Raw genomic sequence first — 23,914 nt, 5'->3', positions numbered from 1 at the left:
TATTCGCTTTTTTGTCAAGCGAAAAAAAAGATGGTTTCGTTGGGAGAATAGAGATATTTAGGGGAAAACGACCATAATTGCCGAAAAATGATCATTTCTGAAACTTGCAGAATGAAAGGCAACATGTATCACCACTGCCCTCCAGCAAAAAGAAGGCACGGCAACGAAAAAAGAGAAAAAGCGGATGCGGCCTCCGCTTTCTCCCCAGTAGCTAACGTCTGAAATTCCATTCATCCGATTCGTATTTTTCTTTGGCTAATTTTTCCACAAACGCCTTTTCCTGTTCGGACAGCTCGTATGGTTCCAATCGGATATTTAAGCCATCTTCAAATCCTTTTTTAAAAGCTTCCTTTGCCATTTCAATGGTAACAGGATTTGCACTGATTTCATTAATGGCCACCGCTTTGTTTTTGAACGATTTCATCATCCGTTCTTTTACTCTTTCACTCGGATAGCGAAACAAACTGAAAAGTTTCTCTTCATCCAAATCAAGCAAAATGGAACCGTGCTGCAGAATGACTCCTTTTTGCCTTGTTTGAGCACTTCCTGCCACTTTCCGTCCTTCCACTACTAGTTCATACCAACTTGGGGCATCAAAACAAACAGAAGAACGCGGATCCTTTAATTTGTTTTTTTCTTCTTCCGTATGGGGGATGGCAAAATATGCGTCTAAACCAAGGTATTGGAACCCTTTAAGGATTCCTTCGGAAATCACCCTGTAAGCTTCCGTTACGGTTTTCGGCATGCGCGGATGCTCTTCCGTTACAATGACACTGTATGTAAGTTCATGTTCATGCAAAACGCCTCTTCCGCCTGTGGGGCGACGTACAAATCCTAAGCCGTGTTTTTTAACAGCTTCCAGATCAATTTCTTTTTCCGCTTTTTGGAAATAACCGATCGATAACGTCGGTGGATTCCATCCGTAAAAGCGGATCACAGGAGGAATGTCTCCTTTGCTGTGCCAATCCAAAAGAGCTTCATCAAGGGCCATATTGAAAGAAGGCGAACATTTACCGGAATCAATAAATTTCCACACTTCTTTTTTTTCCATTCCATTCACCCTCTTTAACCTGAAAATTTCCTTCTCTAGTCTATCAAACGATCCGTGAAAACACAAAGAAAGAATTCTGCACAAAAAATCATAGAAAAGATTTTGATTAAAAGAACAGCGATGACTATAATAAATATTAGTGCATCTTAAGGGAAAGGAGCTATAAACTTGCTGTATACGCTAGCCACGATTATCGTAGTTGTTCTTATTTATTTTCTCTTCGTGTATTTTACACAAAAAAGAGTTGTCAAAACATTAAAAGAAGATGAATTTAAAGCCGGCTACAGAAAAGCGCAACTGATCGACGTCAGGGAACCGAATGAATTTGAAGCCGGTCACATCCTGGGAGCCCGCAACATTCCTCTCACACAAATCAAAATGAGAATGAAGGAAATCCGTCCGGACAAACCGGTGTATCTTTATTGTCAAAGCGGTTTAAGAAGCGGACGAGCTGCACAATATTTATACCGGCACGGTTACCGTCAACTTTATCAGTTAGAAGGCGGCTTCAAAAAATGGACGGGGAAAATCAAAACCGGAAAATAACGAAATTTCGTCATTTTAAACGAACATCATGACAAAGACTGGACGAGAAAAGGGAGTTCGCAGCAAATAGGCCAAATATTCCTTTTTCTTGAACCAGTCTCTTTTTTTCTGCAAACGATCGGACTTATTTATGTTCAACCATTTGGTCGTTTTCCATGGTTTCGTTCTTTTTTCTGTCCATTCGTCCTCGCTTGTAGGCCGTCTTCCTGATTTCCATCCTTCCTTGATAAGGAAGGATGGAAATGCGAAAACTCCATCAACCGTTATGATCGTTTAAATCGCAAAATCGGCTTTCGGGCAGCGGCCGTTTCATCCAAGCGGCGGATCACAGTGGTATGAGGAGCTTCTTGGACGATTTCCGGCTGTTCTTCCGCTTCTTTCGCAATTTGAATCATCGCTTCAATAAAAGAGTCCAGCGTTTCCTTCGATTCCGTTTCCGTCGGTTCGATCATCAGACATTCTTCCACATTGAGCGGAAAATAAATGGTCGGGGGATGAAAGCCAAAATCCAACAGCCGTTTCGCAATGTCCAATGTCCGAACGCCCAATTTTTTCTGGCGTTTTCCGCTTAGCACAAACTCATGTTTACAATGCCGGTCATATGGCAGTTCGTAATATGGAGCCAGCTTTCTCATCATATAGTTGGCGTTAATGACGGCATTTTCGCTGACCGCTTTTAAACCGTCCGGCCCCATGGAACGAATATACGTATAAGCGCGAACAAGAATGCCGAAATTGCCGTAATACGGTTTCACTCTGCCGATAGAATACGGACGGTCCTCATCCCAAACAAAGATCCCATCTTTTTTTGTTAAAACGGGCTTGGGCAAATAAGGGATTAATTCCTTTTTCACACCGACAGGTCCAGAACCGGGTCCGCCTCCCCCATGCGGTCCTGTGAAAGTTTTGTGAAGATTCAAATGGACTACATCAAAGCCCATATCACCCGGACGCGCCTTTGAAAGAACGGCATTTAAATTAGCGCCGTCATAATAAAGCTTTCCTCCGACTTGATGAATGATTTCAGCGATTTCAAGAATATTCTCCTCAAAGAGCCCTAACGTATTCGGATTCGTCAGCATTAAGGCCGCTGTATCTTCCCCCGCTACTCTCCGTAGATCTTCCAAGTCGACAAGACCTTGTTCGTTCGATTTTACCGTAATGGTATCAAATCCGGCAATGGTCGCCGATGCGGGATTGGTACCGTGAGCGGAATCGGGGATGATCACTTTCGTTCGTTTGTCATCGCCTCGCGCTTCGTGATAGGCGCGAATCATCATAAGACCTGTCCATTCGCCGTGTGCTCCGGCAGCCGGCTGCAAAGTCACTTCATCCATTCCTGTTATTTCTTTTAAATGTTCCTGAAGATCGTACATCAACTCCAGTGAACCTTGAACGGTTTCTTCGTCCTGCAGCGGATGAATATGACGAAAGCCTTCCAACCGGGCGACATCTTCATTTATTTTGGGATTATATTTCATCGTACAGGAACCGAGCGGATAAAACCCGGAATCAACACCGTGGTTTCGTTTGGAAAGAGCCGTGTAGTGACGCATAATATCCAACTCAGATACTTCCGGCAAATCCGGCTCTTCTTGCCTTATATATGACGTTGGAAGAATGTCCGCCACGTCAACCTTAGGGACATCCAGCTCCGGCAAACTGTATCCGATGCGGCCAGACTTGGAAATTTCAAAAATAAGAGGCTGATCCGTTTTGTTCATCATAATCCCCCCAATTCTTTGACCAATAAATCAATTTCTTCTTTTGTGCGAAGTTCCGTTACCGCAATCAGCATATGATTTTGAAGCATTGGATCCATTTTGCCTAAATCGTACCCGCCGATTATCTTTTTTTGAAAAAGCCGCTTATTTACGTCCTTCACCGGTTTATTTAAACGAATGACAAATTCATTGAAAGAGGGTCCGTCAAAAGCGACGATGGCGCCATTTTTCTGAAGCTGTTTTTTCGCATAATAAGCTTTTTGCACGTTTTGTTCCGCCATTTCTCTTAATCCTTTTTTGCCAAGAGCCGTCATCGCTACGCTAGCTGCTAAAGCGTTTAAAGCTTGGTTGGAACAAATATTGGATGTCGCTTTATCGCGGCGGATATGCTGTTCCCGTGCTTGGAGAGTTAATACAAATCCTCTTTTGCCATCTTCATCTACCGTTTGCCCCACTAACCTTCCGGGGATTTTCCGCATCAATTTTTCCGTGACGGCAAAATAGCCGCAATGCGGTCCCCCAAATGCTGCAGGAATTCCGAAGGGCTGGCAGTCGCCGACCACAATGTCTGCCCTGAATTTTCCAGGCGGCTCTAAAACCCCAAGAGCAAGCGGATTGGCGGAAACAACAAACATCGCCTTTTCGGAATGAGCGATATCCGCCAGTTCAACGAGCGGTTCGACTCTGCCCAAAAAATTCGGATACTGAACAATGACCGCCGCAGTATTCGAATCGATTTGATTGGCTAACTCATGTACGTCCGTCGTACCTTCAGTCGCCGTGATTTCCACCACTTCAAGCCGTCGTCCTTTCGCATACGTTTTCAGAACTTCTTTTGATTCCGGATGAACGGCGGAAGAAATCAGCACTTTATTGCGTCTCGTTTGGGCAGCGGAAAGCAGCGCCGCCTCAGCAAGAGCCGTCGCCCCGTCATACATCGAAGAATTGGCTACATCCATTCCAGTTAATTCACAGATCATTGTTTGAAACTCGAAAATGGCCTGCAATTCCCCTTGAGAAATTTCCGGCTGATAAGGTGTATAGGCGGTATAAAATTCAGAGCGTGAAAGAACATGATCCACAATCGCGGGAATGTAATGATCGTAAACACCCGCTCCTAAGAAGGATATATACTCTTTTGTGTTCGCATTTCTACGGGAAAGCTGGGTCAATTCCTTTTTCAACGTCGATTCTGGTGACGCTTTTTTAATATTGTACTCACCTTGGAATCGCACTTTTTCCGGTATATCACGAAAAAGTTCGTCCACCGACTCCACACCGATGGCTTTCAGCATTTCTTGTTGATCCGTTTCTGTCATAGGCAAATAACGATGCTTCATTCCATTCTCCTCCCCTTCTCTATTTCGAACGCTTATAAAAAGGTGTCTCAACTACCTTGGCCGCCAGCTTTTGTTGGCGAATTTCCACTTGAATCTCGCTGCCAAGATGGGCAAATTCACTCTTTAGAAGAGCAAGCCCGATATTTTTCTTTAATGTCGGCGATTGCGTGCCGGATGTGATATATCCTATTGGCTGATCATCCGAAAAAACAGGATATCCATTTCGAGGGATCCCTCTATCGATCATTTCCAAACCGACTATTTTTCGTTGTGTCCCTCTTTCTTTTTGAATGTTTAACGCTTCTTTTCCGATAAACTCGTCTTTATGGAGTTTTACAACAAACCCGATGCCGGCCTCAATCGGAGTGATATCAGCCGACAGCTCCTGGCCATACAACGGCAAGCAAGCTTCAAATCGGAGCGTATCTCTTGCGCCTAATCCACAAGGAAGCACCTTTTCTTCTTTTCCGGCCTCTAAAAGATGATTCCAAATATCAGGGGAATCGCTAGCGCGGCAATAAATTTCAAACCCGTCTTCTCCCGTATATCCTGTCCGGGAAACCAGCGCCTTTGAACCTTGGATATCCACATTCGTTTGAAACGTAAAAGCTTTTAGCTTAGAAAGATCCATATCCACTAATTTTTGTAAAACTTTTTCCGCCAACGGTCCTTGAATCGCCAGCTGTCCCCAATGCTCCGATTCATTTTCGATCGTTACGTCTCCTTCCAGATGGCCCTGCAGCCATTGAAAATCACTTTCCGTATTGGCAGCATTGACAACCAGCAAATATTCTTTTTCATCCAGCTTGTAAATCAGGAGATCATCCACTGTCCCGCCGTTCTCGTAACACATGGCTGTATACATGGCCCTGCCTGACTTTAAACGGGAAACATCGTTCGTTACCATTTTTTGAAGAAACTTTTCGCTGTCATCCCCTTTTACGACAATTTCCCCCATATGGGACACATCGAATAATCCGGCTCTTTCCCTTACCGCACTATGTTCTTCCTTTATACTTGTAAACTGCACAGGCATCTCCCATCCGCCAAAATCAATCGTTTTAGCCCCATATTCTTTGTACAAGTGGAAAAGGGCCGTCCTTTTTAAACGTTCCATATCTCTCCCCCTACTTCATTGATCGTGAAACAGAAAAAGACAGAGAACTCCCGTTTAGTTGAGTTCTCTGTCCTTAAACCTGAAAGTTTCCAAAAATGTTGTCTTCTTTGGTGGCTCCAAATGGAACACTCTCCAGAGGTGCGTCCAACAGGAGTTCTTTTGCCTGAGAGATTCGCACTTTTGCTTGCTCCTTCGGCGCTGCATAAAGCAGTCTCTCCCCCTGTTTTCATTCGCCGATATTTAATTGAAATTTGGGCATACTAGGAAAATCAAAACGGAAATGATCCCTAGCATACTTGTCGGACTAGTTTTGGAATAAAAAACTTTCAAAACTTTCTTTGGTTTTATCCTACCATTAAGGAGGCTATTCCAGCAATCTTTTTTTGAAAGGAGATGACTTTTATGGAATTAAAAATTCTATTTGATGAACAATGGCCACAAGAATTCGCATCCAAACTCGAACAGGACGGTCCATGGGGACATTGGGATCTATTTCAATTAGCCGTTGAAATGGAAAAAGATATGATTATTCCTGACTTTACAGGCTTGGTCGCTCCTAAATTTTTGCCTCATCTTACCCCTCTTCCTCATCAACTTGAGGCAGCGCAGCAAGTAATTGAAGAAATGAACGGAAAAGCTATATTGGCAGATGAAGTGGGGCTGGGGAAAACGATTGAGGCCGGTCTGGTTTTAAAAGAATATATGATTCGAGGTCTCGCCAAAAAAGTGCTTATTCTCGTTCCCGCTTCACTCGTATCGCAATGGACACATGAATTGAACACCAAATTTCTGATTCCGGCCGTTGCCCAAAAAAAAAGTTATGTATGGGAACAGTGCGATGTCGTTGTGACCTCCATTGATACGGCCAAACGCGATCCGCATCGCTCGATCATTTACGAACAAAACTATGATTTCGTCATTATCGATGAAGCCCATAAACTTAAAAATCCCAAGACCAAAAACTATGAATTTGTACAAAACTTAAAGAAAAAATTTTGCCTGTTGCTAACAGCAACCCCCGTTCAAAATCGAATCGATGAACTCTTTCATCTCGTATCTTTGTTGAAACCGGGACATTTAGGGAATGAAAGCGCCTTTTTCGAGCGCTTTAAAAAAGATAAACGTTCTGTACAGAACAGCGTGCATTTACGAGAATTGGTGAAAAAGGTCATGATCCGAAACAGAAGAAAAGATACAGGGATAGAATGGACAAAACGTAAGGTGCAAACGATCTTGATTGAGTTTTCTAATTCAGAAAGAAAGCTGTACGATCAGCTGTCCACCATAAAAGAAGAATACGACCACTTTGTGCAAAGCGCCATTTCCATATTGACGCTTCAAAGAGAAGCTTGCAGCAGCAGAGAAGCGGTCTTTTTCACAATCAAAAACATGCTGGAGAAAAATGAAGGCCTCTCTCCTTATTTCGCAGAAAAAATGAATGAGCTGCTTCAAGCTGTCAACGAAGTCCAATCGAATGCCAAAGCAGAGAAAGCACTTGAACTCATACAAAACATCAATGACAAAGTCATTATTTTTACGGAATACAGAGCCACTCAAATGTATCTTCAATGGTTTTTAAAACAGCACGGTATCACCTCTGTTCCTTTCCGGGGCGGGTTCAAAAGGGGCAAAAAAGATTGGATGAAAGAATTATTTCAAAACCACGCTCAAGTATTGATCGCCACGGAAGCAGGCGGGGAAGGAATCAACTTGCAATTTTGCCATCACATTATAAATTTTGATTTGCCATGGAATCCGATGCGTTTGGAACAGCGGATCGGCCGGGTTCATCGGCTGGGACAGACCAAAGATGTCCATATTTATAATTTTGCCATTAAAGGAACGGTCGAAGAGCATATTTTAAAATTGCTATACGAAAAAATCCGTTTGTTTGAACAAGTTGTCGGTGAGTTAGATGAAATTTTGACCCATTTTGAAGCGGGAAATCTAGAAGAATTATTCGCTGACATCTTCCTCCATTCCAAATCCGAAGGGGAAATGAAAATAAAAATGGACAATTTATCATCTATGATTCAATGGGCCCAAACGATGGGAAAAGAGGAGTGGAAGCATGGAAAACAAGCAAATCCATCAATATCTTGAACGTTTTTTCACAGCAAATAAATGCCCGATATTAGAAAACAAAAAAGGATTCCTCCATGTTCAATTAACGAAAGAAATGGATAAAGAATTAATGAATCGGCCTTTTTATTGGCATTATATTGAAAAAACCGGCGGTGCCCCCAATCCAATGAAATTGGCGCTTATTACGGATCAAAACGAAGCGCCGAATGAAAAGGGAGAAATCATTCATTACGGCTCCCCCCGACTGCATCAAATTTTTCAATGTACGAAAAAATTAGCTGGATTTATTCGCTTATATGAACAATCTGAAGAGAAACCACACGGCCATATTCCCCTTCATCCATGGGTTTGCTTAAATGTAAAAATTTCTTATCAGGCAGACCGAAAAAAGGAGATCTTTGGATCGTACGGAATCAATTTAATTTATGGCCAAATACAAGAACATTTTTTCGACTATGTCAAAACATTGTCCATGACACCGAAAATCCCGGATTTCTCATTCACCCTAACCCCTATGATCAGTCCAGTGAGCGGAATCCATCGGATTAGAAGATTTATTGAGCAAAAAATATCGAAAGAGAGCCATGAATGGGCTGCTCGAGCTATTGAGAGATGGGAAGAGGATTTAGCGCTGCTCGATCATTTTTATGAAGAAACAGAAGAAAAACCGGATGCTTATCAGATTGAAAAAGAAGCGCTTCGCGAACAATACGAACCACGCATTAACATTGATATCATTAACGGAGGAATATTTTATTTAAGGCAGCGCTGACAGGTTGTTTCTTGTAAAGAAAAACAATCAAGCCGGTCCCCTTACCGGAAACCAGCTTTCATTTTTCCTTTTCTATTTCCTTTTTAATATAGAAAGGAGTTCGTATGGAATCTGCCCAAACCATCGGTATAGAAACGGAGGGCGATATTGCTTTTTGGTTCGGCGCCGTTCAGTTCTTTTTGATGGAGGCTGGTTCAAGTAAGCAACGAAAGTTTTGACGATATCTTTCACCAAATCATTCGCCGTCATTCAAAACACCTGCCTTTTCCCTTTTGGCTTCATTTTGCCCAATCCATCAACCATTTAAACGACGGATAATTTCATCGACCGTTTCTTCCACCGTTTTATCGGTGGTATCAATCGTTATCGTCGCGCTCTCCAGATAGAGAGGCAGGCGGTTTTTATACAATGACTCCACTTCATCTTTTTTTCGATGATAAACTAGAGGACGTGTATGATCTCCTTCCAGCCTCTCCCACAAAAAAGAAAAATCGCATTGAAGAAAAATGACATCACCGGTTTTTTTCATCCATTCCCGGTTTTCATTCGTTAAAATAATGCCGCCCCCTGTCGTTATAATGCCGCTTTTCTCTGTTATTTCTTTGAGCAGAGCGGTTTCCATTTTTCGAAACTCTTGTTCTCCGTATAATTCAAATATTTGGGATATACTTTTGCCGTATTTTCTTTCTATCATTTGGTCCGTATCGTAAACGGGCTTGTTTAGGCGGGCACTTAGTGCTTGGCCGATGGTCGTTTTCCCTGCTCCCATAAACCCGATGAGAAATACCGGTTTCATCTTTATCTTCCCCTTTAATTCAACGCTTTCTCTATTTTTCCGTTATTTTTATTATATAGGAAGCTGGATGTAAAACTAGCCCCATTTCCTTTGATCGTGGTCAATTGCAAAATCACATATTGCGGATCCTCGTACGGCTTAGTCGTATATTCGACTTTCCCTGCAGAATATGGATACGTCTTTGGACCGCTCTCGATATCCGGGGCGTTGGCTAAAATTTTCTTTAAGAGCCCTTGCCAAAATGCTATATCCCCTGAAACTGTAAGCAGTCAGACAATTAAAGTTCGTTGATTTATTCCACTAAAGAAAAAAGACGTTTGTAGGAACATTATGACAAATATAAAAAGAAATTGTGAGTTTTTGATTTTAATAGGATAAATTTGCTTATTATAAGTGCCAGAATTTTATCACTTTTTGAGGCTTTGGGCGAGTTTCAATAGATTAGGCTACTCATTCCTGTGGTAAATATTGTAAAACGGAAAAGGATGATTTTTTTTGAAAAAAAAAGAGCCATGAAAGCCACTCCTTTGTTAAGATATAAGTACGCCCAAATATCCAGGGAGTGATTTCATGACTATTTCTATTCTAACACAAACCAGAGACTTTTCAATACAACAAAATTTGATTCCCCACAATTGGCAAGACTATGCCGATATACCATTTGTCATTCCAGCCATGTGTTTCCCATGGGAGATTTTTAAGCCGATTGAACGAGAATACTACACCCTTTTATATTTGCACCTAAAAAATGAAAGAGCACATGATCCTTCTAATGAAATACAACCGGCACTATTTTCAATAACGGAGGAAGAAGACAAGTCTGCGTCTTCATTATTTCATCTCCCTTCCACTGGGAGAAAACCGCATCCTTTCATGCCCTTTTTTCGTGCTTTTGAACTGGCCTCTTTACAGTATATTGAAGTGATGGTGGAGAGTGTCTATTTGCAAGTGAAATCAAACCCGCTATTTGCCACCATGTGTGGATTTACGGAGAAAATTCCGAGCTACCGTTCCTTTGCTCGTTTTGATCAAATCATGACAACAAATGGTCTTTGGGAAAAAGCCCGGCTATTGGTTGTTGAATATAATAAAGGGGAAGGCGTGGTTGAAACGAATGAGGAAGCAGCCGCCGTGGATACATCGCATATAGAGGCAGAAGCAACCTTGAATAAAACAAGGAAGACGTGTTCTTGTGAGGGTAATTGCGATTGCCCCAGAGTCCTTACGGACGACAATGTAGGGGTAATGCGTAAAAGTAATGCAGTCTCCTATATTGCGCATAAATTATCAATGGTATGCGGGGTGAGATCCGGTTTGCCTTTGACGCGGGAAGTATTTAAAGGAAATACACCCGATGGGAAAACATTAGAACCGACATTGGAAACGTTTAAGGCAGAGCACCCCGAGATGGCTGAGCAGTTGAGCTTTATCCTGGCAGATGGAATCTACCAAACGCCGGAAAATCAAAAAGTGACAAAGGATGTATTACAGGCGAAATTGGTGGCACCGATCAATCCACGGAACCGTAAAGATAAACCAACTACCGCCCGAGGGATTGAAAAAATCAACCGGTACGGCACTCCCATCTGTATCAGTGGACATAAAATGGAACTTAGAGGATCTGATCGGGAAAAGGGGCAATATATTTACACTTGTCCTGTATTTCATCCAAATGCCAAGCAAGAAGGTCTCACCTGCCCGCTAGCGAATCACGCGGAATGTTGTAATGGGGCAGCACAAGGAAGAGTATTTAGGATAGACTTTGATCAAACGCCTCAAGTAGATGTCGAGTTGCCGCAACATGGTCGCACATTTGAAGTGTTATATAGTGCCAGGACGATCATCGAAAGAATCTTTGGCATTCTAAAAGACGGATACAGTCTCCGTCGTGTTCACAAGCGTGGGAAGCAGGCAGTTGAAGCTCATGTAGATCGATGCATGATATCTATGCATATCATGGCAAATATGGCGTACCATCAGACAGGAAAGGCCAATTGTGGATGGACACGCAATCGGCTGCAAAGAGCAAATTAAGTTATTCACAGGTGGATATGTGAATAACTCAAATGAACGTTTTCTTTCCACAAAGGGTAGTGAAAAAAACCATTTTGTGAAGGCGGGATACGTATGCCCTTTTTTTGAAGAAAAATGACCGTTTTACTTCTATTGAATTAAAAATCTGGATGTAAATTGAAAATCTGGATGAAAAGGCAAAAAAAATCGGGATAATTAATTTTCCAGAGCCTCGCTCAAGGGTATATTTTTATTTTGGCAGAGGCTCTAAAGCAAGTGTTTCCATCACCTTTGTCTCATAATAATTGGTCAATTCCTTCAATGTTTGATAGCGGGACAAATAAATACCGGTGCCCCATACAACGGCTGCCTGTAAGATGATGAAAAACACAAGCACATACGGATAAACAGCTCCTTTTTCATTCATCATTCTCCTCCCCTTTTTTTACAGCGAGCGCCGATAGCGGGAAAAATCGCGCCTCTCTCCTCTCGCCATCCGTAAATTGAACGTCGAGTCTCAGACACCCTTCTTTCCAATAAAAACGAGCATTATCCACATTTTGAAGCATCACTTCATGTCCCGTTTGATTCACTCTTCTTCGCAAAACCGTTTGATATTTTTCAATTAACACCGTCCCTTCGGCGTTTGAAAAGGTTAGTCGCGATTCATCCGGTTTCCATTGAGAAGAGGATTGCAATTCTCGACGCAATTGAATAAGGAAAAGATCCCATTCTTCTTTATTTCCTTGTTGAATCGTTCGGTCAAACTCATACAAAGATTGATAAAAAAGAGGAAACAGCGAGGCAACCCCTAAAAAGACAGTAAAAGCAAGTAATGTTTCAATCATGGTAAAACCGTTACTGTTCTTCCAGACACCTTTTCGTTTCGCTCGTTTGTACACAAGCAAATTGTTTACTTTTTTCGTTTTCTCCCCAATAGAGCTGATAATCGGTATTCCCCTCCTTTCTTTGGGCATTCCCGTTTATTTGGACGAAATGTTCCTGCAACTCTTCGTACAAAAGTCTCATCCCTGTCCCTTCTTTCGAACCGCTTTCCAGCTTGATTGCCATGTGAAACATCAGTGGAAACAACCATTGTGCCAACAACACGACGATGGTTAAAGACAATAAACTTTCTAACAAGGTAAAACCTTTTTCATTCTTCGATATCATGCTTTCTCCTTTTCAATCCCATATCTTTATTTTGAATGTTTATAGTGACTCTTCCTTGACATTGATTCTTCCTTTTCCTATATAGAAGGTGAACTGAATGATTTGATGGTCATATTTAATCGCAATGGTGCCAAACTGATTTGTATTTCCGGTGGGAAGAAACGTAATACTGTCCATCCCGCCCCTTAAAAACTCAAATCCTTCCGGAACTTTTCGGGTAAACAATATTTCTTGCGAAGAAAGAGACGCAACGTATTTTTCCGAGGAATAAAAACGTAAAAATACAGATTTTTGGTGAGACAATGCGTACATCTGCGCTCTTTCCATATCCGCTCGCAGCTGAGTGATAAACATTTGTTTGTCTAATTGTTTTTGCATCTTTGGATACGGAATCACTGTAATCAACAACATGGCGGAAATCATCATCAAAACGAGCAAGGCTTCCAACAACGTATATCCGCGAGAATTCCACTTCAAAATTAACTGCCTCTCTTTACAATCACTTCGCCATTAGAACCGATGTCTATTTTATCTCCATTTGGACAAGACGTTTCTCCTTGCCGCAAATAGCCCCCGCTTACTAAATCATCCACAGAAGATGGCAACGTTTGATGATCCATCCGATACGATTGAACTTGTCCTTCAACCATGTGTTGAAACGCCTCACAGCCTTTGTTATGAATGCTGCTGCTTTGCTTGACCACATTGGGAATCGTAATAAACAGCAAGATCGAAATGATCAGCAAAACGATCATCATCTCGATAAGTGTAAAGCCATCTTGTTTTTTGAACATTGTTTCTCCTCCTTGTCTTTATATGGACTCAATCATTTGAAAAACGGGAAGCATCACAGAAAGATAAATCGAAATGACAGACAGTCCGACAATGATAAAAATGGCAGGCTGCAAAATCGCTAAGGCTTTCCGAATCTTTTTTTCCAGTTGTTGTTCGCAAAAATGACTGAAATACTTTAATTCTTGCTCCAAATGACCACATTTTTCCCCGTGCCGGATCATTGCTGCCAGATGAGAATCAAAGAAAGGAAGATCTTTCACCACATCCGCAAATGAGCTGCCTTGCTTCAGTTCTTGATTAATTTCATTTGCAATATAGGCAAAAAAAGGATAAACCGTCTGTTTGTGAAAAATTTGGAGAATCTCATTAACGGCAAAACCGGTGGAAAGCAATTGGGAAAATTCTTTGGAAAATATTTGAGTGAAATAAAGGGTAAAATAATCGCGGACAAATGGGAGTTTTAATAGAAGTTTTCCTTTTCTCCCCGGGGATTGTTTGGAATAATAAGCTAGAAACAGGAAAACGGCTGTCATTCCAACAATGGTTATAAAAAATATGAGTGAAGGAGCGGTTTGAAGAAATAGCATAAAAAAGCGGGCGCTTCCGCTTGCAGTGAAACCAACGGAGGAATAAAGAACTTTAAACCGCGGCAAAATCCATTGATCCAAAAAGAAGAGTATGATCAAGAGAAGGAAAAGGAGAAAAGCCGGGTACTGAAGCAATTTCAACATCTTTTCCTTCGTTTTGTTTCCTTTTCTCAGTTGGTTTCCGGCATATAGTAAAGTATCCGCAAGCTTTCCATGCCTTTCAGCAAAATACACCTGCAAACAAACCATAGAAGAAAACTCTAATTGCTGAAGAATTTGAGAAAGCGGGGCTCCATTCTTCAACTGCGAAGTTGTCATCTGTAGTGTGCTCTGATCGCGCTTATACAGATTCATAAACAGAAATTCCAACGAATCTCCAATGTTGAATCCTTCATTCAACATTTCTCCAAGCCTGTAGATAAAATCACCTTCATATCTTTTTCGGTGTTTCCTCTTCCAAAACCCAGCGATCCAATTCATCATTCGCAAGAAATCCAAGACCGATCCCCTTTCGTATGAGTTGTTTCAGCGTTGGATAAGTGTATCGTCCTTCCTTTCCAACGGCTTCCTTTAAAACTTCTTGCAGTACTGCACCGCTGATGATCTCATAAATGGTAGCGCGCTTTTGACGAAACTGACTAGGACAATAGGGAGAACAAGATTCCCCGCAAAAAGGGCATAAAAGCCGTACAAGCCTTTGAGCCGAAACCGCCACAAGCGTCTGTTGAATATCATGCCATTCAATGCCAAATTCAAGCAACCGATAAATAGCTCCTTTGGCATCCTTTGTATGCATCGTGGTCAAAACTAAATGACCGGTTAACGCCGCTCTCATAGTGATGCGGGCGGTTTCTTCATCACGTATTTCTCCGACAATGACAATATCGGGATCATGGCGGAGAATAGCCTTAAGCCCCGCTGAATATGTCAGACCCGCTTTCTCGTTCACTTGAAGTTGGAGCCAGCCGTCATTCTGGCGCTCCACAGGGTCCTCCAACGTAATCACTTTCTGGTTAAAATGACGAGTACTATGGGAAACAAGAGAATAGAGTGTAGTAGTTTTGCCGCTGCCGGTTGGACCGGTGAAAATCATTAGACCGTGGGAATAACGGAGAAGAGATAAAAGCTTTTTTACGGAGTTTGGAAAGAGAGACAGACGATAAACATCCATGGAGGATTTTTGCGGTGAAAGCCGAATGGCCAAACTTTCTCTCTGAAGCACGCTCGGAAGAGTGGAAACGCGGAGAGCGATTTTTCCTTTCTTCGTTTCTAATAGAAGGGAACCGCTCTGAGGCTTTCTTTTTTCGCTGATATCCATCGAGGCCATATATTTGAATTGGGAAATCAGCCGTTCTCCTTCCTTGACTGTCAGCTTCAGAAAAGGCGTCAACAATCCGTGAGTGCGTAATTGAACTTGATATCCATGTGTTTTGGGCTCAAAATGAATATCTGTTGCAAACAAGGAAAGCGCGTCTTCCACTAGTTGTTCCACATTTCTTTCATAGGACAAAAACGTTCGCACCACCTTTCTTATCCCGCTTTCCTTTTTTCTATTCGACTATTTCCGCAAAAATCCTTCAAAAATATTTAAAATTTTTCGATGTTTTTTGTCTATCACTAATAAATCACTTTCCAATTTTCATCGACGACTGCCTCAATGACTTTGTGTTTTAAAAAATAATTGGCAATTAACTCGGGGACATCGATCGGAATCTCCTTCACAACGGGCTGGTTTTTATACATCCAATAGTCACCGCCTCCGCCAGCGCGATAATGATTCATCACGACATCTACTTGTTGGTCTGCACGAAGCGGCTGACCCTTATAATTCAAGTGGGTCACACGTTGTCCGACAGGCTTGCGAAGATCAATGATATACTCGATGCCTTCCCACATATCGTAGTTATAATGCTGAGGCTTGGGCGTCGTAAATGCATCGCTTACCTGAATAGATCCGTCGGCAAGCCGTTCAAAATAACTCGCTGATTTTTCCAACGCGTCTTTTATGACCTTACCCTTCACCCGCAATACAACTAATGTATTCGGATAAATGTAGTTGGCGACCACACTGCGCATCGTCACAATGGATGAGAATCCCGGAGATTGATTATCAAACAAAGCCGTGTTGGAGATATCTACGCCGGCGGCATCCATTTGAACATGGTTAATAAATTCAATGAGAGGGTGATCTTTTAATCGAATTTCCATTGGATCAGAAACGGTCATATCCCCTTGAACATACCCAATCGGTTGATCAAGCCATTTTTGAACAGCTTGTTCATAGGGTTCTGCCAATCTTATCACTTCTTGATCTGGCTCCACCCCGTTCACGGAAAGAAGTTCTGAATGTTTGCCTTTTATGCGGCATCCATCGTCTGTCTTTTCCATTTCCACCGTTACTTTTCCAAGAGCAATCCCATTACATCCCGGTTGAAGAATCGTTACGCCATTAATGTTTTTTCCAGCGAGCTTGCGATGCTGATGACCCGTGAGAAGCACATCGATGCCCGGAACTTCCATACATATTTGATACGCTTGATTTTCGCCGGTAAACGTTTCGGTTGCCTCACCTGTGTCAAGATCACGTTCAAATCCGCCATGATAAGCCACCACGACAAGATCAGCCTTTTCCTGTTCTTTCAAAAAGCGGACCCACTTCTTGGCCGTCTCTGCCGCATCATCAAAGCGAAGCCCCTTGATATGTTCTTTCTTTTCCCAGTTAGGTATGTATGGTGTCGTTACTCCTAGAATGCCTATTCGAATTCCTTGAGAAACGGTTTTTATGATATAAGGTTTGCCGAAATAAGGTTTTTCAGTTTCTTTGTCTATGATATTTGCAGAAAGCCATGGATAGGCAGATTCATCTACAGCCTTGTTCAAAAATTCCAATCCGTAATTGAACTCATGATTGCCGATGACCCCGGCATCATACTCTAATTGATTTAAAATTTTGATCATCGGGTTAGGTTCATGACTTTGAAAACGTGCATGATGGTAAGTCAGAGGGGTTCCTTGAATGACGTCTCCGCCATCGATTAACACAGCATCAGGATTTTTTTCTCTTTCTTTTTTTATCAGGGCAGCCACTTTCGCCAACCCTTTCTCTGCCATTTCGTTAGTCCCGTAGTTGATCGGCAATATGTTTCCATGTAGATCGCTTGTTTCCAATATGACTATTTCTACCGTTTGCATATTATAACCCTTTCTCTTATAGTCAGAAATTTCATTTTCTTCAGTATATCAAACCCTTTTTCACAGTGGGAATATCTTCATGACAATTTAAGCACAGTTTGAAAAGATTCAGCAGAGAATATACAATTAGCTGTTTTCGTACACATTCAATTATAAAAACGAAATTGGCTCAAAAAACGATTCGCAAGTGGACTTCATTCGTTACCGTTTTAAATATGTCTATTAGCAAGGAGAAAGTAGATTGAAAAAAGAGAAAAGATCGAATAGGAGCGCTTTCATTATACATCCATCACATGATTTTCACATAAAATTGACTGAATATTTACAATATATTAATCAGAGAGATTAATTTTAATGCTATATTATGGTAGAAATATTATTACCTGAATCCGTGATGAATTGAAATCGACTTTGATTTTGTTGTAATTTTGATGGATTGATAATCCATAAAACCCTTTTTATGCTTATGACCTATGTCATCTCTATTTCCGAAAATGGAACAAATCTCTTTTTTAGGTATACGAACCAAAAAAATAGACAAAAAAGCACAGGGAGTGACGTTGGACATTAGTGCCCGAACATTCGTTCGTTATCTTGCCTCTCTCCATTTCTGATAGACGTTCAGTAGGGGCTCGCTATAGCCACTCCTTCGCGTCAGTTTCATCCAGATCTGTCGTGATCGACGGACGAGTCGCCCTGCCATCGTGATCACCGTCTGAATAATCGTCTTGATGCGGCGGCGTTTCACTTTGTGGTGCAACGGATGTCTCGGATCGCTTAATAGATCTTGTCCAATCAGACGAAGAAGATTGTAAACGAAGGCTCCCATGACCAACACGAGCGCATTCGTTTTCATCTTCCCAGATGGAAGCCGCTCTAAATCTAAGTCGCTCTTCAGTTCGCTATGAAACTGTTCGCATGTCGCATGGTCATGATACAACGCGAGCACATCGCTCATTCGAACATGCTCGTATCCTTTGAGCCGCACCCAATAGCTTTCCACTTCATAATCAGGAACGAGCATCAGCTGTCCATTGCGTTCCATCGTCCGTTCCGTTACTTGGGTGACTTGAACGTACGTATACGTGTTTCCATCGATCGCTGCCTTCTGTGGAAGGCATAGCTCATAGGTTTGTACTCCTTCGCTTTGTCCATCATCGACACGTTTGCCCTTTTGCGAAGCGATCTGGAACCAAAGCGCTTTCGATTCTCGGCGTAAGTTTCGCTTGATGACAAAGTCCACGTCTTCCTTTAGGCATACGTGCACATTCGCTTCTGCATCGTTTCCTGCATCCATGCGAACAAGCAGACGAGATGAAGTCAGTTGACGAGCTCGACGGATAGCGGTGACTAAAAACGAGGGCATGTTGTCTTGCACATGTTGTTTCCCTGGACGCAACTCGGCATGAACGAGATACCCTTCCTTCCCTGCATACGCAAACAACGGTGTAAAACCGTCAAATCCTTTATACGTTCGACTGACTCCTTCTTTTTTCGTATCGGAGTTGTCAAATGGGGAACCATCTATATCAAGGGGAAGCCATGTCGTCTTTCCTTTGGTCCAACAAGGGGACAAAGTGGCATGTCGTTGAATCAACAGACGTATGGACTCCTCCCAAAGAATCGTTTCGGTCATCGGAAGACAAGCGAGCTGATCGAGTCGTTGTCGCAAGGTTGGAGAGGAAGGCACGTGCTGAATCCCCATCGATGCCGAAAAGATATCGTCCTGACGATACGCTTCGATATGATCGAAATCCGTTTTTCCTGTGGCAAGCAAGCCAATCATCGAGCGAATGACATCGCTATGGGAAATGTGCACTTCTCGACGAACCGTTGGAAGCCGAAGTGCGTTTACCCGTTTATCCAGTTTCGTTCGATGGAGTAAGTAGCCAACGAGAGCAAGCCCAGCACTTGGGGTAATCGCTTCATCTGTCAATACAAACCGAATCGGGAAATCTTTCATCACATCACCTACTTGATGAAGAATCGTCAACGTCGTTTTTCCTTATCGTATCAACGGTTTGCGACCATTGTAAAGATGTTTTGTCACGGATTCAGGTATTATTTTGAATTAGGAGGTCGAATCATGATCAAACGTTTAACCATTTTTGTCGCTGCTTTTGCGTTGATGATTGGCGTACTTTCTGGTTGTGGCAGCGATAAAGTAACCCATTCCGAAAGTGGCAACGGGTATGTTCCAAAGGAATTAACCATTGGGTTCGTACCTTCACAAAATGCAGAAACGCTGGAAGCACGTGCGAAACCTCTTGCAGATTTACTGTCCAAGAAACTTAGCATCCCTGTAAAAGTGACCGTAACCACAGATTACAATGCGGTCGTTCAAGCTTTAAAATCAAAGCAACTTGATCTCGGATTCTTGCCGCCAACCGATTATGTCATCGCCCATAAACAGGGGGCCGCGGACGTTCTTTTGCAAGCACAACGCTATGGCGTCATCCCCGAAAACGGAAAAAATACAAATGAACTTGTGGATTACTATTACGCTATCATGCTAGTAAAAAAAGATTCCAACATCAAAGACGTCAAAGACTTAAAAGGGAAAAAAGTCGCTTGGCAATCACCAACTTCATCTGCGGGTTATGTATGGCCGGCTATTTATATGAAAGAACATGGTATTGATGCGCAAAAAGATGTAACTGGAATTCAAGTTCAAGGCCACGATAAAGCTATTTCCGCCTTAATGAACGGAGATGTAGACGCGGCAGCGGTCTTCCTTGATGCAAGAAATATTGTTGCTAAAGAATATCCAGATATATGGGATCAAACACGAATTCTCTTTAAAACAGAAAAAATCCCGAACGATACGATCAGTGTCCGACCTGACATGTCAGTGAAATGGAAGAAAAAAATCTCCGATGCTTTTGTAGCAATTGGAAAAGACCCAGAAGGCCAAAAGATTATTCTTAATATTTATTCCCATGTTGGATACATACCTTCCAAGGACGCAAACTTTGATATTGTTCGTGAATACAACGAAAAAATCAAGGAAATTGGAAAGTAATGTGCAAATTAAAATTGGTTAAAAGGGCGTCTACATACTTTGGCGCCCTTTTCCTTGTCTCACCAATCATAAAATGGCTTTGCTGCAAGTTGAATCTAGATGGTTTCATTAAGGTTATTGCGATCACTATCGAATCCCATCCCCACTCTGTTTTGGAATGAACCACTTGTTTGATCCATAGAAAAACAACTATGCTGGCCAGTTTCCTGAATTCAACAAGGGCAAGGTAGTTTCATTTTGCCTGAATTCGAATTTGACTTATAATGGACAGTCATTTGAACTATGTTTTGACACTAAAGCGAGTGAGATATGATTTATCTTTTGAATGGAACGTTTCTGTCCTTAATGAGGAATAAAACGATTCTATCACGGCATTATTAGAGCAGTTTCCTTTCCGGGACATGATCGTGGCAATGCGTATTTTCAACTTCGTGGATTTTTTCTATTAAGACAAGGACAAATGCAAAAAAGATGTGGAATTCATTTCCAACATCTTTTTTATTACGTAAAATAACATAATATTAAATCGTAAAAAAGGGGAACATTTTTGTATAAATACTTTTCATTAGGTCTTTGGATCATCACCATTTTAATGATCGTTTTTGCTCAAAATCCAAATGGATACCTTTTTATTGCTTTATGGATAATAGGTAGTTTTATAGGTTACGTCGGAAAGCGTAAGGACAAAAAAAGCCTAGTAATGAACCATATAGCAATATGGGCTAACTTGCTCACAGTTATTATTTATATTCTATGGGTATTTGTCGTTGGGATGATTTGGAGTTCCCCATAAATATTTGTTAAAAGAAAAAACAATAGCAGCGGGTAATTCTGAAAATCGTCCAGCCTTTTAGAATACGACATTCTTCATATATAATATCTCCATTCAGTGAGGGCCAGAAAATCTCCTTCTCTATACAAAAAGACTTTTATTATACGAGGCGTTTTCGAATGGCCCCTGAAATATAATCAATCATGGTGACCATCACGACAATCCCAATGAATATGATCCCGACGCGGTCCCAAGTATGACCTTGCAAAGCAAAGATGAGAGGAGCACCAATCCCTCCAGCACCGACAATGCCAAGAATGGTGGCGGCACGAACACTAATCTCAAATCGATACAATGTGTAAGATAAGAATTCTGGCAATACTTGAGGAATGACTGCAAGCCAAAACGTTTGAATTTTGTTTGCGCCAGAGGCAATCAATGCCTCACGAGAGCTTAAATCCTTGTTTTCGATTGCTTCCGCAAACAGTTTTCCGAGCATCCCGACAGAATGAAATCCCAAAGCAAGAATACCAGCAAAAGGACCTAGACCAACAGCTGAGACAAAAATGATCGCCATAATGAGTTCAGGAAATACCCGAATAGTAGCCAGCACAAATTTACCAGTACTTGAAACCCACTTGTGTTTACTCATATTTCGAGCAGCCCAAAAGGCAAAAGGAACAGAAAGAACGGCGGAAATAAACGTACCAAGTACCGCAATGGCCAGCGTATCCATCAATGCGTGAATTAAATCCTCACCGCCGGGTTCTATAATATAATCCCAGTCTGGATGAATAAATCCTCCTAATATCGCCTTCATAGACTTTACCGCATTTTTACCAATATGGAAATCCTTCATCCCTTTAAATGCCCAGATGTAAAGGAATATGACGACAAAAAGGCTTGTCCATTTCATGATACGCTTTTTAAGCAATTGTCTCTGTATGTCTTTTGCAATAGCGACATCTCTTTTATGATTCGATTCCCTGCTCATAGCAATTTCTCCCGAATTTTATTGCTGATCGTGTCAATCATGGTGACAACAACCAGTGTGGAAAGAATTATGGACAACGCGCGACTGTATTGATAGGAGGCAAGTACATTATTTAGAATAAGCCCAATTCCGCCTGCACCAACATAACCAAGAATAACAGCTGCTCTTATATTAATTTCAAATGAATAAAGAAAATAAGACATATAATTGGCGGCCACTTGAGGCACAACGCCAAAGAAAATCCATTGAATTTTGTTTGCCCCCACCGCTGTCATCGCTTCGAGCGGACCGGGATCAATCGCCTCTACTGCTTCATATGCAAGTTTCGCTATAACACCGAGCGAAAATATGGTAATGGCAAAAATACCTGCAATAGGGCCTATCCCAAAAATGGGAACAAACAATGCTGCCAGCAACAATTCTGGTATTGTTCGAATGAGATTGAGAATAAAACGTGCTGTATAAAATAAAAGCGGCGATCTGGTAACATTCCTTGATGATAATAAAACGATCGGAATGGATAAAAGGCCTCCAATAGTAGTCCCAATAATGGCAATACGAATCGTTTCCAGCATCGGACCGATCACATAATGAAAATAGCCCCAATCAGGCGGAAACATATCCAGCAACGTTGACCAAATATTCGGTATCCCAACAAAAAAGTCATACAAAGAGATATTTGTCCGATATCCGCTGCCCCATAAAAGTAGAATAAGCAAAATGATAGACAAAATGATTTTCATGCGACCAATGCGCCTTTTTTTGATAACATCTATTTCCATTACTTTGACGCCCCTAACAACTCGTCCTTATGAATAGGACGGCCATAAATTTCTGCAAAAACTTCATCCGTAGCCTCTTCTACTGGACCATCAAATACTATTTCACCTGCACGAATACCGATAATGCGCGTGGCATATTTACGTGCTAGATCAATAAAGTGAAGGTTTACAATGGTTGTAATTCCAAGTTCTTGATTAACACGTTTTAAATCATCCATCACTTGAAGCGTCGTTAGAGGGTCAAGAGAAGCGACTGGTTCATCTGCAAGAATAATCTTTGCTTCTTGGGCGAGCGCCCTTGCAATCGAGACCCGCTGCTGCTGGCCGCCGGAAAGTTCATCGGCGCGTGAATACGCCTTTTCGCTCATATTCACACGATTTAAAGCATCCATAGCCAACGCAATGTCCTTTTTTGGCCAAAGATCTAGAATCGTTCTGATGGTCGAGTGGTAGCCTACACGCCCTGAAAGAACATTGCGAAGAACCGATGACCTTTTTACTAAATTAAAGTTTTGAAAAATCATCCCGATATCTCGACGAATACGAAGAAGCTCTTTGCCACGGGCTTTTGTGATCGACTGACCATCTATGAAAATTTCACCTTCTGTAATCTCATGCAATCGATTAATGGACCGTAACAGCGTTGATTTACCAGCACCTGACAAGCCCACAATGACGACAAATTCCCCTTTATGTATTTTCAAATTAATCTTTTGTAGACCAACCGTCCCATTTGGATAAATTTTTTGAACATTTTTAAACTCAATCATGAAGCAACCCAACTTCCTTCATAGGAATAGATATTATGCATAAAGAATCATTCTTTAGGCTATCGTTTAAAATTGAATCTCTTCGTCATATGAAGAAGATTTAGGAAATAGGAGATTTCCTTTTTCCTCCTCCACGACGCACACAAGCCAACTCGATCGTCTTTCGTTCTGACAATCTCTTCGTAAACGATGGATTCATGGCCTGATTTGAAATGATTATTCTGGAGAAAAAGATTTTACCTCTCCCTAAATGTAAATAGATTATGAAGACCGAGATCATTCATTGCTTGCAGCATCTTTTGAATTTGACTAGCTGATTTTCTCACATTCAATCGGGGTCGTGAATTAAAATTCAGTTTTGAAAAAACGTTGCAGGTGCGGTC

General features: G+C 41.7%; 25 protein-coding genes and 2 riboswitches. Of the genes, 6 read left to right on the top strand and 19 right to left on the bottom strand.

The window, feature by feature from the left end; translation table 11 throughout:
• Positions 1 to 211: 211 nt before the first annotated feature.
• Positions 212 to 1,051 carry a lipoate--protein ligase family protein gene (locus N1I87_RS06215; RefSeq protein ID WP_341101058.1) on the bottom strand — a complete coding sequence of 280 codons (840 nt, stop codon included), beginning with the start codon at positions 1,049 to 1,051 and terminating at the stop codon, positions 212 to 214.
• A gap of 162 nt (positions 1,052 to 1,213) precedes the next feature.
• Between N1I87_RS06215 and N1I87_RS06210 the strand changes: the two genes are divergently transcribed.
• The gene (locus N1I87_RS06210) at positions 1,214 to 1,597 is read left to right on the top strand and encodes a rhodanese-like domain-containing protein (RefSeq protein ID WP_390895380.1); all 384 of its coding nucleotides are present in this window, start codon (positions 1,214 to 1,216) and stop codon (positions 1,595 to 1,597) included.
• Between the two features lie 263 nt (positions 1,598 to 1,860).
• On the opposite strand, the gene gcvPB is transcribed toward N1I87_RS06210, so the two are convergent.
• Genes gcvPB through gcvT form a run of 3 tightly spaced genes read right to left on the bottom strand, consistent with a single transcriptional unit; the run spans position 1,861 to position 5,778 of the window.
• On the bottom strand, positions 1,861 to 3,321 hold the full coding sequence (gene gcvPB, locus N1I87_RS06205; RefSeq protein WP_327824000.1) for an aminomethyl-transferring glycine dehydrogenase subunit GcvPB: 1,461 nt from the start codon (positions 3,319 to 3,321) through the stop codon (positions 1,861 to 1,863).
• On the bottom strand, positions 3,321 to 4,661 hold the full coding sequence (gene gcvPA, locus N1I87_RS06200) for an aminomethyl-transferring glycine dehydrogenase subunit GcvPA (RefSeq protein WP_341101056.1): 1,341 nt from the start codon (positions 4,659 to 4,661) through the stop codon (positions 3,321 to 3,323). Before gcvPA ends, gcvPB begins: the two co-directional genes overlap by 1 nt.
• Positions 4,662 to 4,680: 19 nt before the next feature.
• Positions 4,681 to 5,778: a glycine cleavage system aminomethyltransferase GcvT gene (gene gcvT / locus N1I87_RS06195; RefSeq protein WP_270583216.1), complete on the bottom strand. Its 1,098-nt coding sequence runs from the start codon at positions 5,776 to 5,778 to the stop codon at positions 4,681 to 4,683.
• A gap of 65 nt (positions 5,779 to 5,843) precedes the next feature.
• Positions 5,844 to 5,916: riboswitch (glycine riboswitch) on the bottom strand.
• A 3-nt stretch (positions 5,917 to 5,919) separates the two neighbouring features.
• A riboswitch (glycine riboswitch) is annotated at positions 5,920 to 6,008 on the bottom strand.
• Positions 6,009 to 6,180: 172 nt separating this feature from the next.
• Here gcvT and N1I87_RS06190 point away from each other — a divergent pair.
• On the top strand, positions 6,181 to 7,881 hold the full coding sequence (locus tag N1I87_RS06190) for a DEAD/DEAH box helicase (protein ID WP_270583215.1): 1,701 nt from the start codon (positions 6,181 to 6,183) through the stop codon (positions 7,879 to 7,881).
• Positions 7,850 to 8,635, top strand: a complete 786-nt coding sequence (locus N1I87_RS06185; protein WP_003355322.1) for a YqhG family protein — start codon at positions 7,850 to 7,852, stop codon at positions 8,633 to 8,635. Before N1I87_RS06190 ends, N1I87_RS06185 begins: the two co-directional genes overlap by 32 nt.
• Before the next feature lie 72 nt (positions 8,636 to 8,707).
• On the opposite strand, the gene N1I87_RS18000 is transcribed toward N1I87_RS06185, so the two are convergent.
• Genes N1I87_RS18000 through comGG form a run of 3 tightly spaced genes read right to left on the bottom strand, consistent with a single transcriptional unit; the run spans position 8,708 to position 9,649 of the window.
• The gene (locus tag N1I87_RS18000; RefSeq protein ID WP_082142312.1) at positions 8,708 to 8,884 is read right to left on the bottom strand and encodes a YqzE family protein; all 177 of its coding nucleotides are present in this window, start codon (positions 8,882 to 8,884) and stop codon (positions 8,708 to 8,710) included.
• Between the two features lie 46 nt (positions 8,885 to 8,930).
• Complete coding sequence (locus N1I87_RS06180) at positions 8,931 to 9,431, bottom strand: shikimate kinase (protein ID WP_270583213.1); 501 nt, start codon at positions 9,429 to 9,431, stop codon at positions 8,931 to 8,933.
• Positions 9,432 to 9,445: 14 nt separating this feature from the next.
• Positions 9,446 to 9,649 carry a competence type IV pilus minor pilin ComGG gene (gene comGG / locus N1I87_RS17995; RefSeq protein WP_445285710.1) on the bottom strand — a complete coding sequence of 68 codons (204 nt, stop codon included), beginning with the start codon at positions 9,647 to 9,649 and terminating at the stop codon, positions 9,446 to 9,448.
• A gap of 352 nt (positions 9,650 to 10,001) precedes the next feature.
• Here comGG and N1I87_RS06175 point away from each other — a divergent pair, with 352 nt between their 5' ends.
• A complete protein-coding gene (locus N1I87_RS06175) occupies positions 10,002 to 11,465 on the top strand; it encodes a transposase (RefSeq protein WP_328192315.1) in 1,464 nt (487 codons plus the stop codon).
• Positions 11,466 to 11,694: 229 nt separating this feature from the next.
• Here the strand turns inward: N1I87_RS06175 and N1I87_RS06170 are convergent, their stop codons facing one another.
• The 9 genes from N1I87_RS06170 to N1I87_RS06130 form a co-directional block, all read right to left on the bottom strand.
• Positions 11,695 to 11,871: a hypothetical protein gene (locus N1I87_RS06170; protein WP_341101049.1), complete on the bottom strand. Its 177-nt coding sequence runs from the start codon at positions 11,869 to 11,871 to the stop codon at positions 11,695 to 11,697.
• Positions 11,864 to 12,292 carry a competence type IV pilus minor pilin ComGF gene (comGF, locus tag N1I87_RS06165; RefSeq protein WP_270583211.1) on the bottom strand — a complete coding sequence of 143 codons (429 nt, stop codon included), beginning with the start codon at positions 12,290 to 12,292 and terminating at the stop codon, positions 11,864 to 11,866. Before comGF ends, N1I87_RS06170 begins: the two co-directional genes overlap by 8 nt.
• Positions 12,293 to 12,302: 10 nt before the next feature.
• Positions 12,303 to 12,617, bottom strand: coding sequence for a prepilin-type N-terminal cleavage/methylation domain-containing protein (locus N1I87_RS06160; protein ID WP_327796984.1), 315 nt, complete (start codon positions 12,615 to 12,617; stop codon positions 12,303 to 12,305).
• A 39-nt stretch (positions 12,618 to 12,656) separates the two neighbouring features.
• On the bottom strand, positions 12,657 to 13,094 hold the full coding sequence (gene comGD, locus N1I87_RS06155; RefSeq protein WP_048623680.1) for a competence type IV pilus minor pilin ComGD: 438 nt from the start codon (positions 13,092 to 13,094) through the stop codon (positions 12,657 to 12,659).
• 2 nt (positions 13,095 to 13,096) lie between these two features.
• Complete coding sequence (gene comGC, locus N1I87_RS06150) at positions 13,097 to 13,411, bottom strand: competence type IV pilus major pilin ComGC (RefSeq protein WP_003355330.1); 315 nt, start codon at positions 13,409 to 13,411, stop codon at positions 13,097 to 13,099.
• Positions 13,412 to 13,429: 18 nt separating this feature from the next.
• Positions 13,430 to 14,479, bottom strand: coding sequence for a competence type IV pilus assembly protein ComGB (gene comGB / locus N1I87_RS06145; RefSeq protein WP_341103295.1), 1,050 nt, complete (start codon positions 14,477 to 14,479; stop codon positions 13,430 to 13,432).
• The gene (comGA, locus tag N1I87_RS06140) at positions 14,430 to 15,509 is read right to left on the bottom strand and encodes a competence type IV pilus ATPase ComGA (RefSeq protein WP_341101048.1); all 1,080 of its coding nucleotides are present in this window, start codon (positions 15,507 to 15,509) and stop codon (positions 14,430 to 14,432) included. Before comGA ends, comGB begins: the two co-directional genes overlap by 50 nt.
• Before the next feature lie 107 nt (positions 15,510 to 15,616).
• The gene (locus N1I87_RS06135) at positions 15,617 to 17,191 is read right to left on the bottom strand and encodes a bifunctional metallophosphatase/5'-nucleotidase (RefSeq protein ID WP_341101047.1); all 1,575 of its coding nucleotides are present in this window, start codon (positions 17,189 to 17,191) and stop codon (positions 15,617 to 15,619) included.
• A gap of 589 nt (positions 17,192 to 17,780) precedes the next feature.
• Complete coding sequence (locus N1I87_RS06130; RefSeq protein ID WP_044899598.1) at positions 17,781 to 19,154, bottom strand: IS1380-like element ISGsp2 family transposase; 1,374 nt, start codon at positions 19,152 to 19,154, stop codon at positions 17,781 to 17,783.
• 123 nt (positions 19,155 to 19,277) lie between these two features.
• Between N1I87_RS06130 and N1I87_RS06125 the strand changes: the two genes are divergently transcribed.
• Positions 19,278 to 20,213: a phosphate/phosphite/phosphonate ABC transporter substrate-binding protein gene (locus tag N1I87_RS06125; RefSeq protein ID WP_341101046.1), complete on the top strand. Its 936-nt coding sequence runs from the start codon at positions 19,278 to 19,280 to the stop codon at positions 20,211 to 20,213.
• Between the two features lie 547 nt (positions 20,214 to 20,760).
• The gene (locus N1I87_RS06120) at positions 20,761 to 21,006 is read left to right on the top strand and encodes a hypothetical protein (RefSeq protein WP_341101041.1); all 246 of its coding nucleotides are present in this window, start codon (positions 20,761 to 20,763) and stop codon (positions 21,004 to 21,006) included.
• Positions 21,007 to 21,145: 139 nt separating this feature from the next.
• Here the strand turns inward: N1I87_RS06120 and phnE (N1I87_RS06115) are convergent, their stop codons facing one another.
• The 3 genes from phnE (N1I87_RS06115) to phnC form a co-directional block, all read right to left on the bottom strand.
• Positions 21,146 to 21,901 (bottom strand): phosphonate ABC transporter, permease protein PhnE, encoded by a 756-nt coding sequence (phnE, locus tag N1I87_RS06115; RefSeq protein ID WP_341103293.1) that lies wholly within the window; start codon positions 21,899 to 21,901, stop codon positions 21,146 to 21,148.
• Between the two features lie 74 nt (positions 21,902 to 21,975).
• The gene (phnE, locus tag N1I87_RS06110) at positions 21,976 to 22,761 is read right to left on the bottom strand and encodes a phosphonate ABC transporter, permease protein PhnE (protein WP_341101040.1); all 786 of its coding nucleotides are present in this window, start codon (positions 22,759 to 22,761) and stop codon (positions 21,976 to 21,978) included.
• Positions 22,761 to 23,531 carry a phosphonate ABC transporter ATP-binding protein gene (gene phnC, locus N1I87_RS06105; protein WP_341101037.1) on the bottom strand — a complete coding sequence of 257 codons (771 nt, stop codon included), beginning with the start codon at positions 23,529 to 23,531 and terminating at the stop codon, positions 22,761 to 22,763. The genes phnE (N1I87_RS06110) and phnC overlap by 1 nt, the downstream gene beginning before the upstream one ends.
• Positions 23,532 to 23,914: the final 383 nt, after the last annotated feature.

The sequence above is a fragment of the Bacillus sp. FSL W8-0102 genome, assembly GCF_038007225.1.
Classification (GTDB): domain Bacteria; phylum Bacillota; class Bacilli; order Bacillales; family DSM-4216; genus Bacillus_O; species Bacillus_O smithii.
The sequence above is the reverse complement of the archived record's forward strand: the minus strand, read 5'-3'. Positions and strand labels throughout refer to the sequence as shown.

Bases quoted from the DNA above. Each gene is read 5' to 3' on its own strand.
- phnE (WP_341103293.1), bottom strand. From the start codon at position 21,901: ATGAAATGGACAAGCCTTTTTGTCGTCATATTCCTTTACATCTGGGCA.
- phnC (WP_341101037.1), bottom strand. From the start codon at position 23,531: ATGATTGAGTTTAAAAATGTTCAAAAAATTTATCCAAATGGGACGGTT.
- N1I87_RS06170 (WP_341101049.1), bottom strand. From the start codon at position 11,871: ATGAATGAAAAAGGAGCTGTTTATCCGTATGTGCTTGTGTTTTTCATC.
- N1I87_RS06125 (WP_341101046.1), top strand. From the start codon at position 19,278: ATGATCAAACGTTTAACCATTTTTGTCGCTGCTTTTGCGTTGATGATT.
- N1I87_RS06135 (WP_341101047.1), bottom strand. From the start codon at position 17,191: ATGCAAACGGTAGAAATAGTCATATTGGAAACAAGCGATCTACATGGA.
- comGB (WP_341103295.1), bottom strand. From the start codon at position 14,479: ATGAATTGGATCGCTGGGTTTTGGAAGAGGAAACACCGAAAAAGATAT.
- phnE (WP_341101040.1), bottom strand. From the start codon at position 22,761: ATGGAAATAGATGTTATCAAAAAAAGGCGCATTGGTCGCATGAAAATC.
- N1I87_RS06160 (WP_327796984.1), bottom strand. From the start codon at position 12,617: ATGATATCGAAGAATGAAAAAGGTTTTACCTTGTTAGAAAGTTTATTG.
- N1I87_RS06180 (WP_270583213.1), bottom strand. From the start codon at position 9,431: ATGAAACCGGTATTTCTCATCGGGTTTATGGGAGCAGGGAAAACGACC.
- comGC (WP_003355330.1), bottom strand. From the start codon at position 13,411: ATGTTCAAAAAACAAGATGGCTTTACACTTATCGAGATGATGATCGTT.
- N1I87_RS06215 (WP_341101058.1), bottom strand. From the start codon at position 1,051: ATGGAAAAAAAAGAAGTGTGGAAATTTATTGATTCCGGTAAATGTTCG.
- N1I87_RS18000 (WP_082142312.1), bottom strand. From the start codon at position 8,884: ATGACGGCGAATGATTTGGTGAAAGATATCGTCAAAACTTTCGTTGCT.
- gcvPB (WP_327824000.1), bottom strand. From the start codon at position 3,321: ATGAACAAAACGGATCAGCCTCTTATTTTTGAAATTTCCAAGTCTGGC.
- N1I87_RS06130 (WP_044899598.1), bottom strand. From the start codon at position 19,154: ATGAAAGATTTCCCGATTCGGTTTGTATTGACAGATGAAGCGATTACC.
- gcvT (WP_270583216.1), bottom strand. From the start codon at position 5,778: ATGGAACGTTTAAAAAGGACGGCCCTTTTCCACTTGTACAAAGAATAT.
- N1I87_RS06175 (WP_328192315.1), top strand. From the start codon at position 10,002: ATGACTATTTCTATTCTAACACAAACCAGAGACTTTTCAATACAACAA.
- N1I87_RS06185 (WP_003355322.1), top strand. From the start codon at position 7,850: ATGGAAAACAAGCAAATCCATCAATATCTTGAACGTTTTTTCACAGCA.
- gcvPA (WP_341101056.1), bottom strand. From the start codon at position 4,661: ATGAAGCATCGTTATTTGCCTATGACAGAAACGGATCAACAAGAAATG.
- comGF (WP_270583211.1), bottom strand. From the start codon at position 12,292: ATGATTGAAACATTACTTGCTTTTACTGTCTTTTTAGGGGTTGCCTCG.
- N1I87_RS06190 (WP_270583215.1), top strand. From the start codon at position 6,181: ATGGAATTAAAAATTCTATTTGATGAACAATGGCCACAAGAATTCGCA.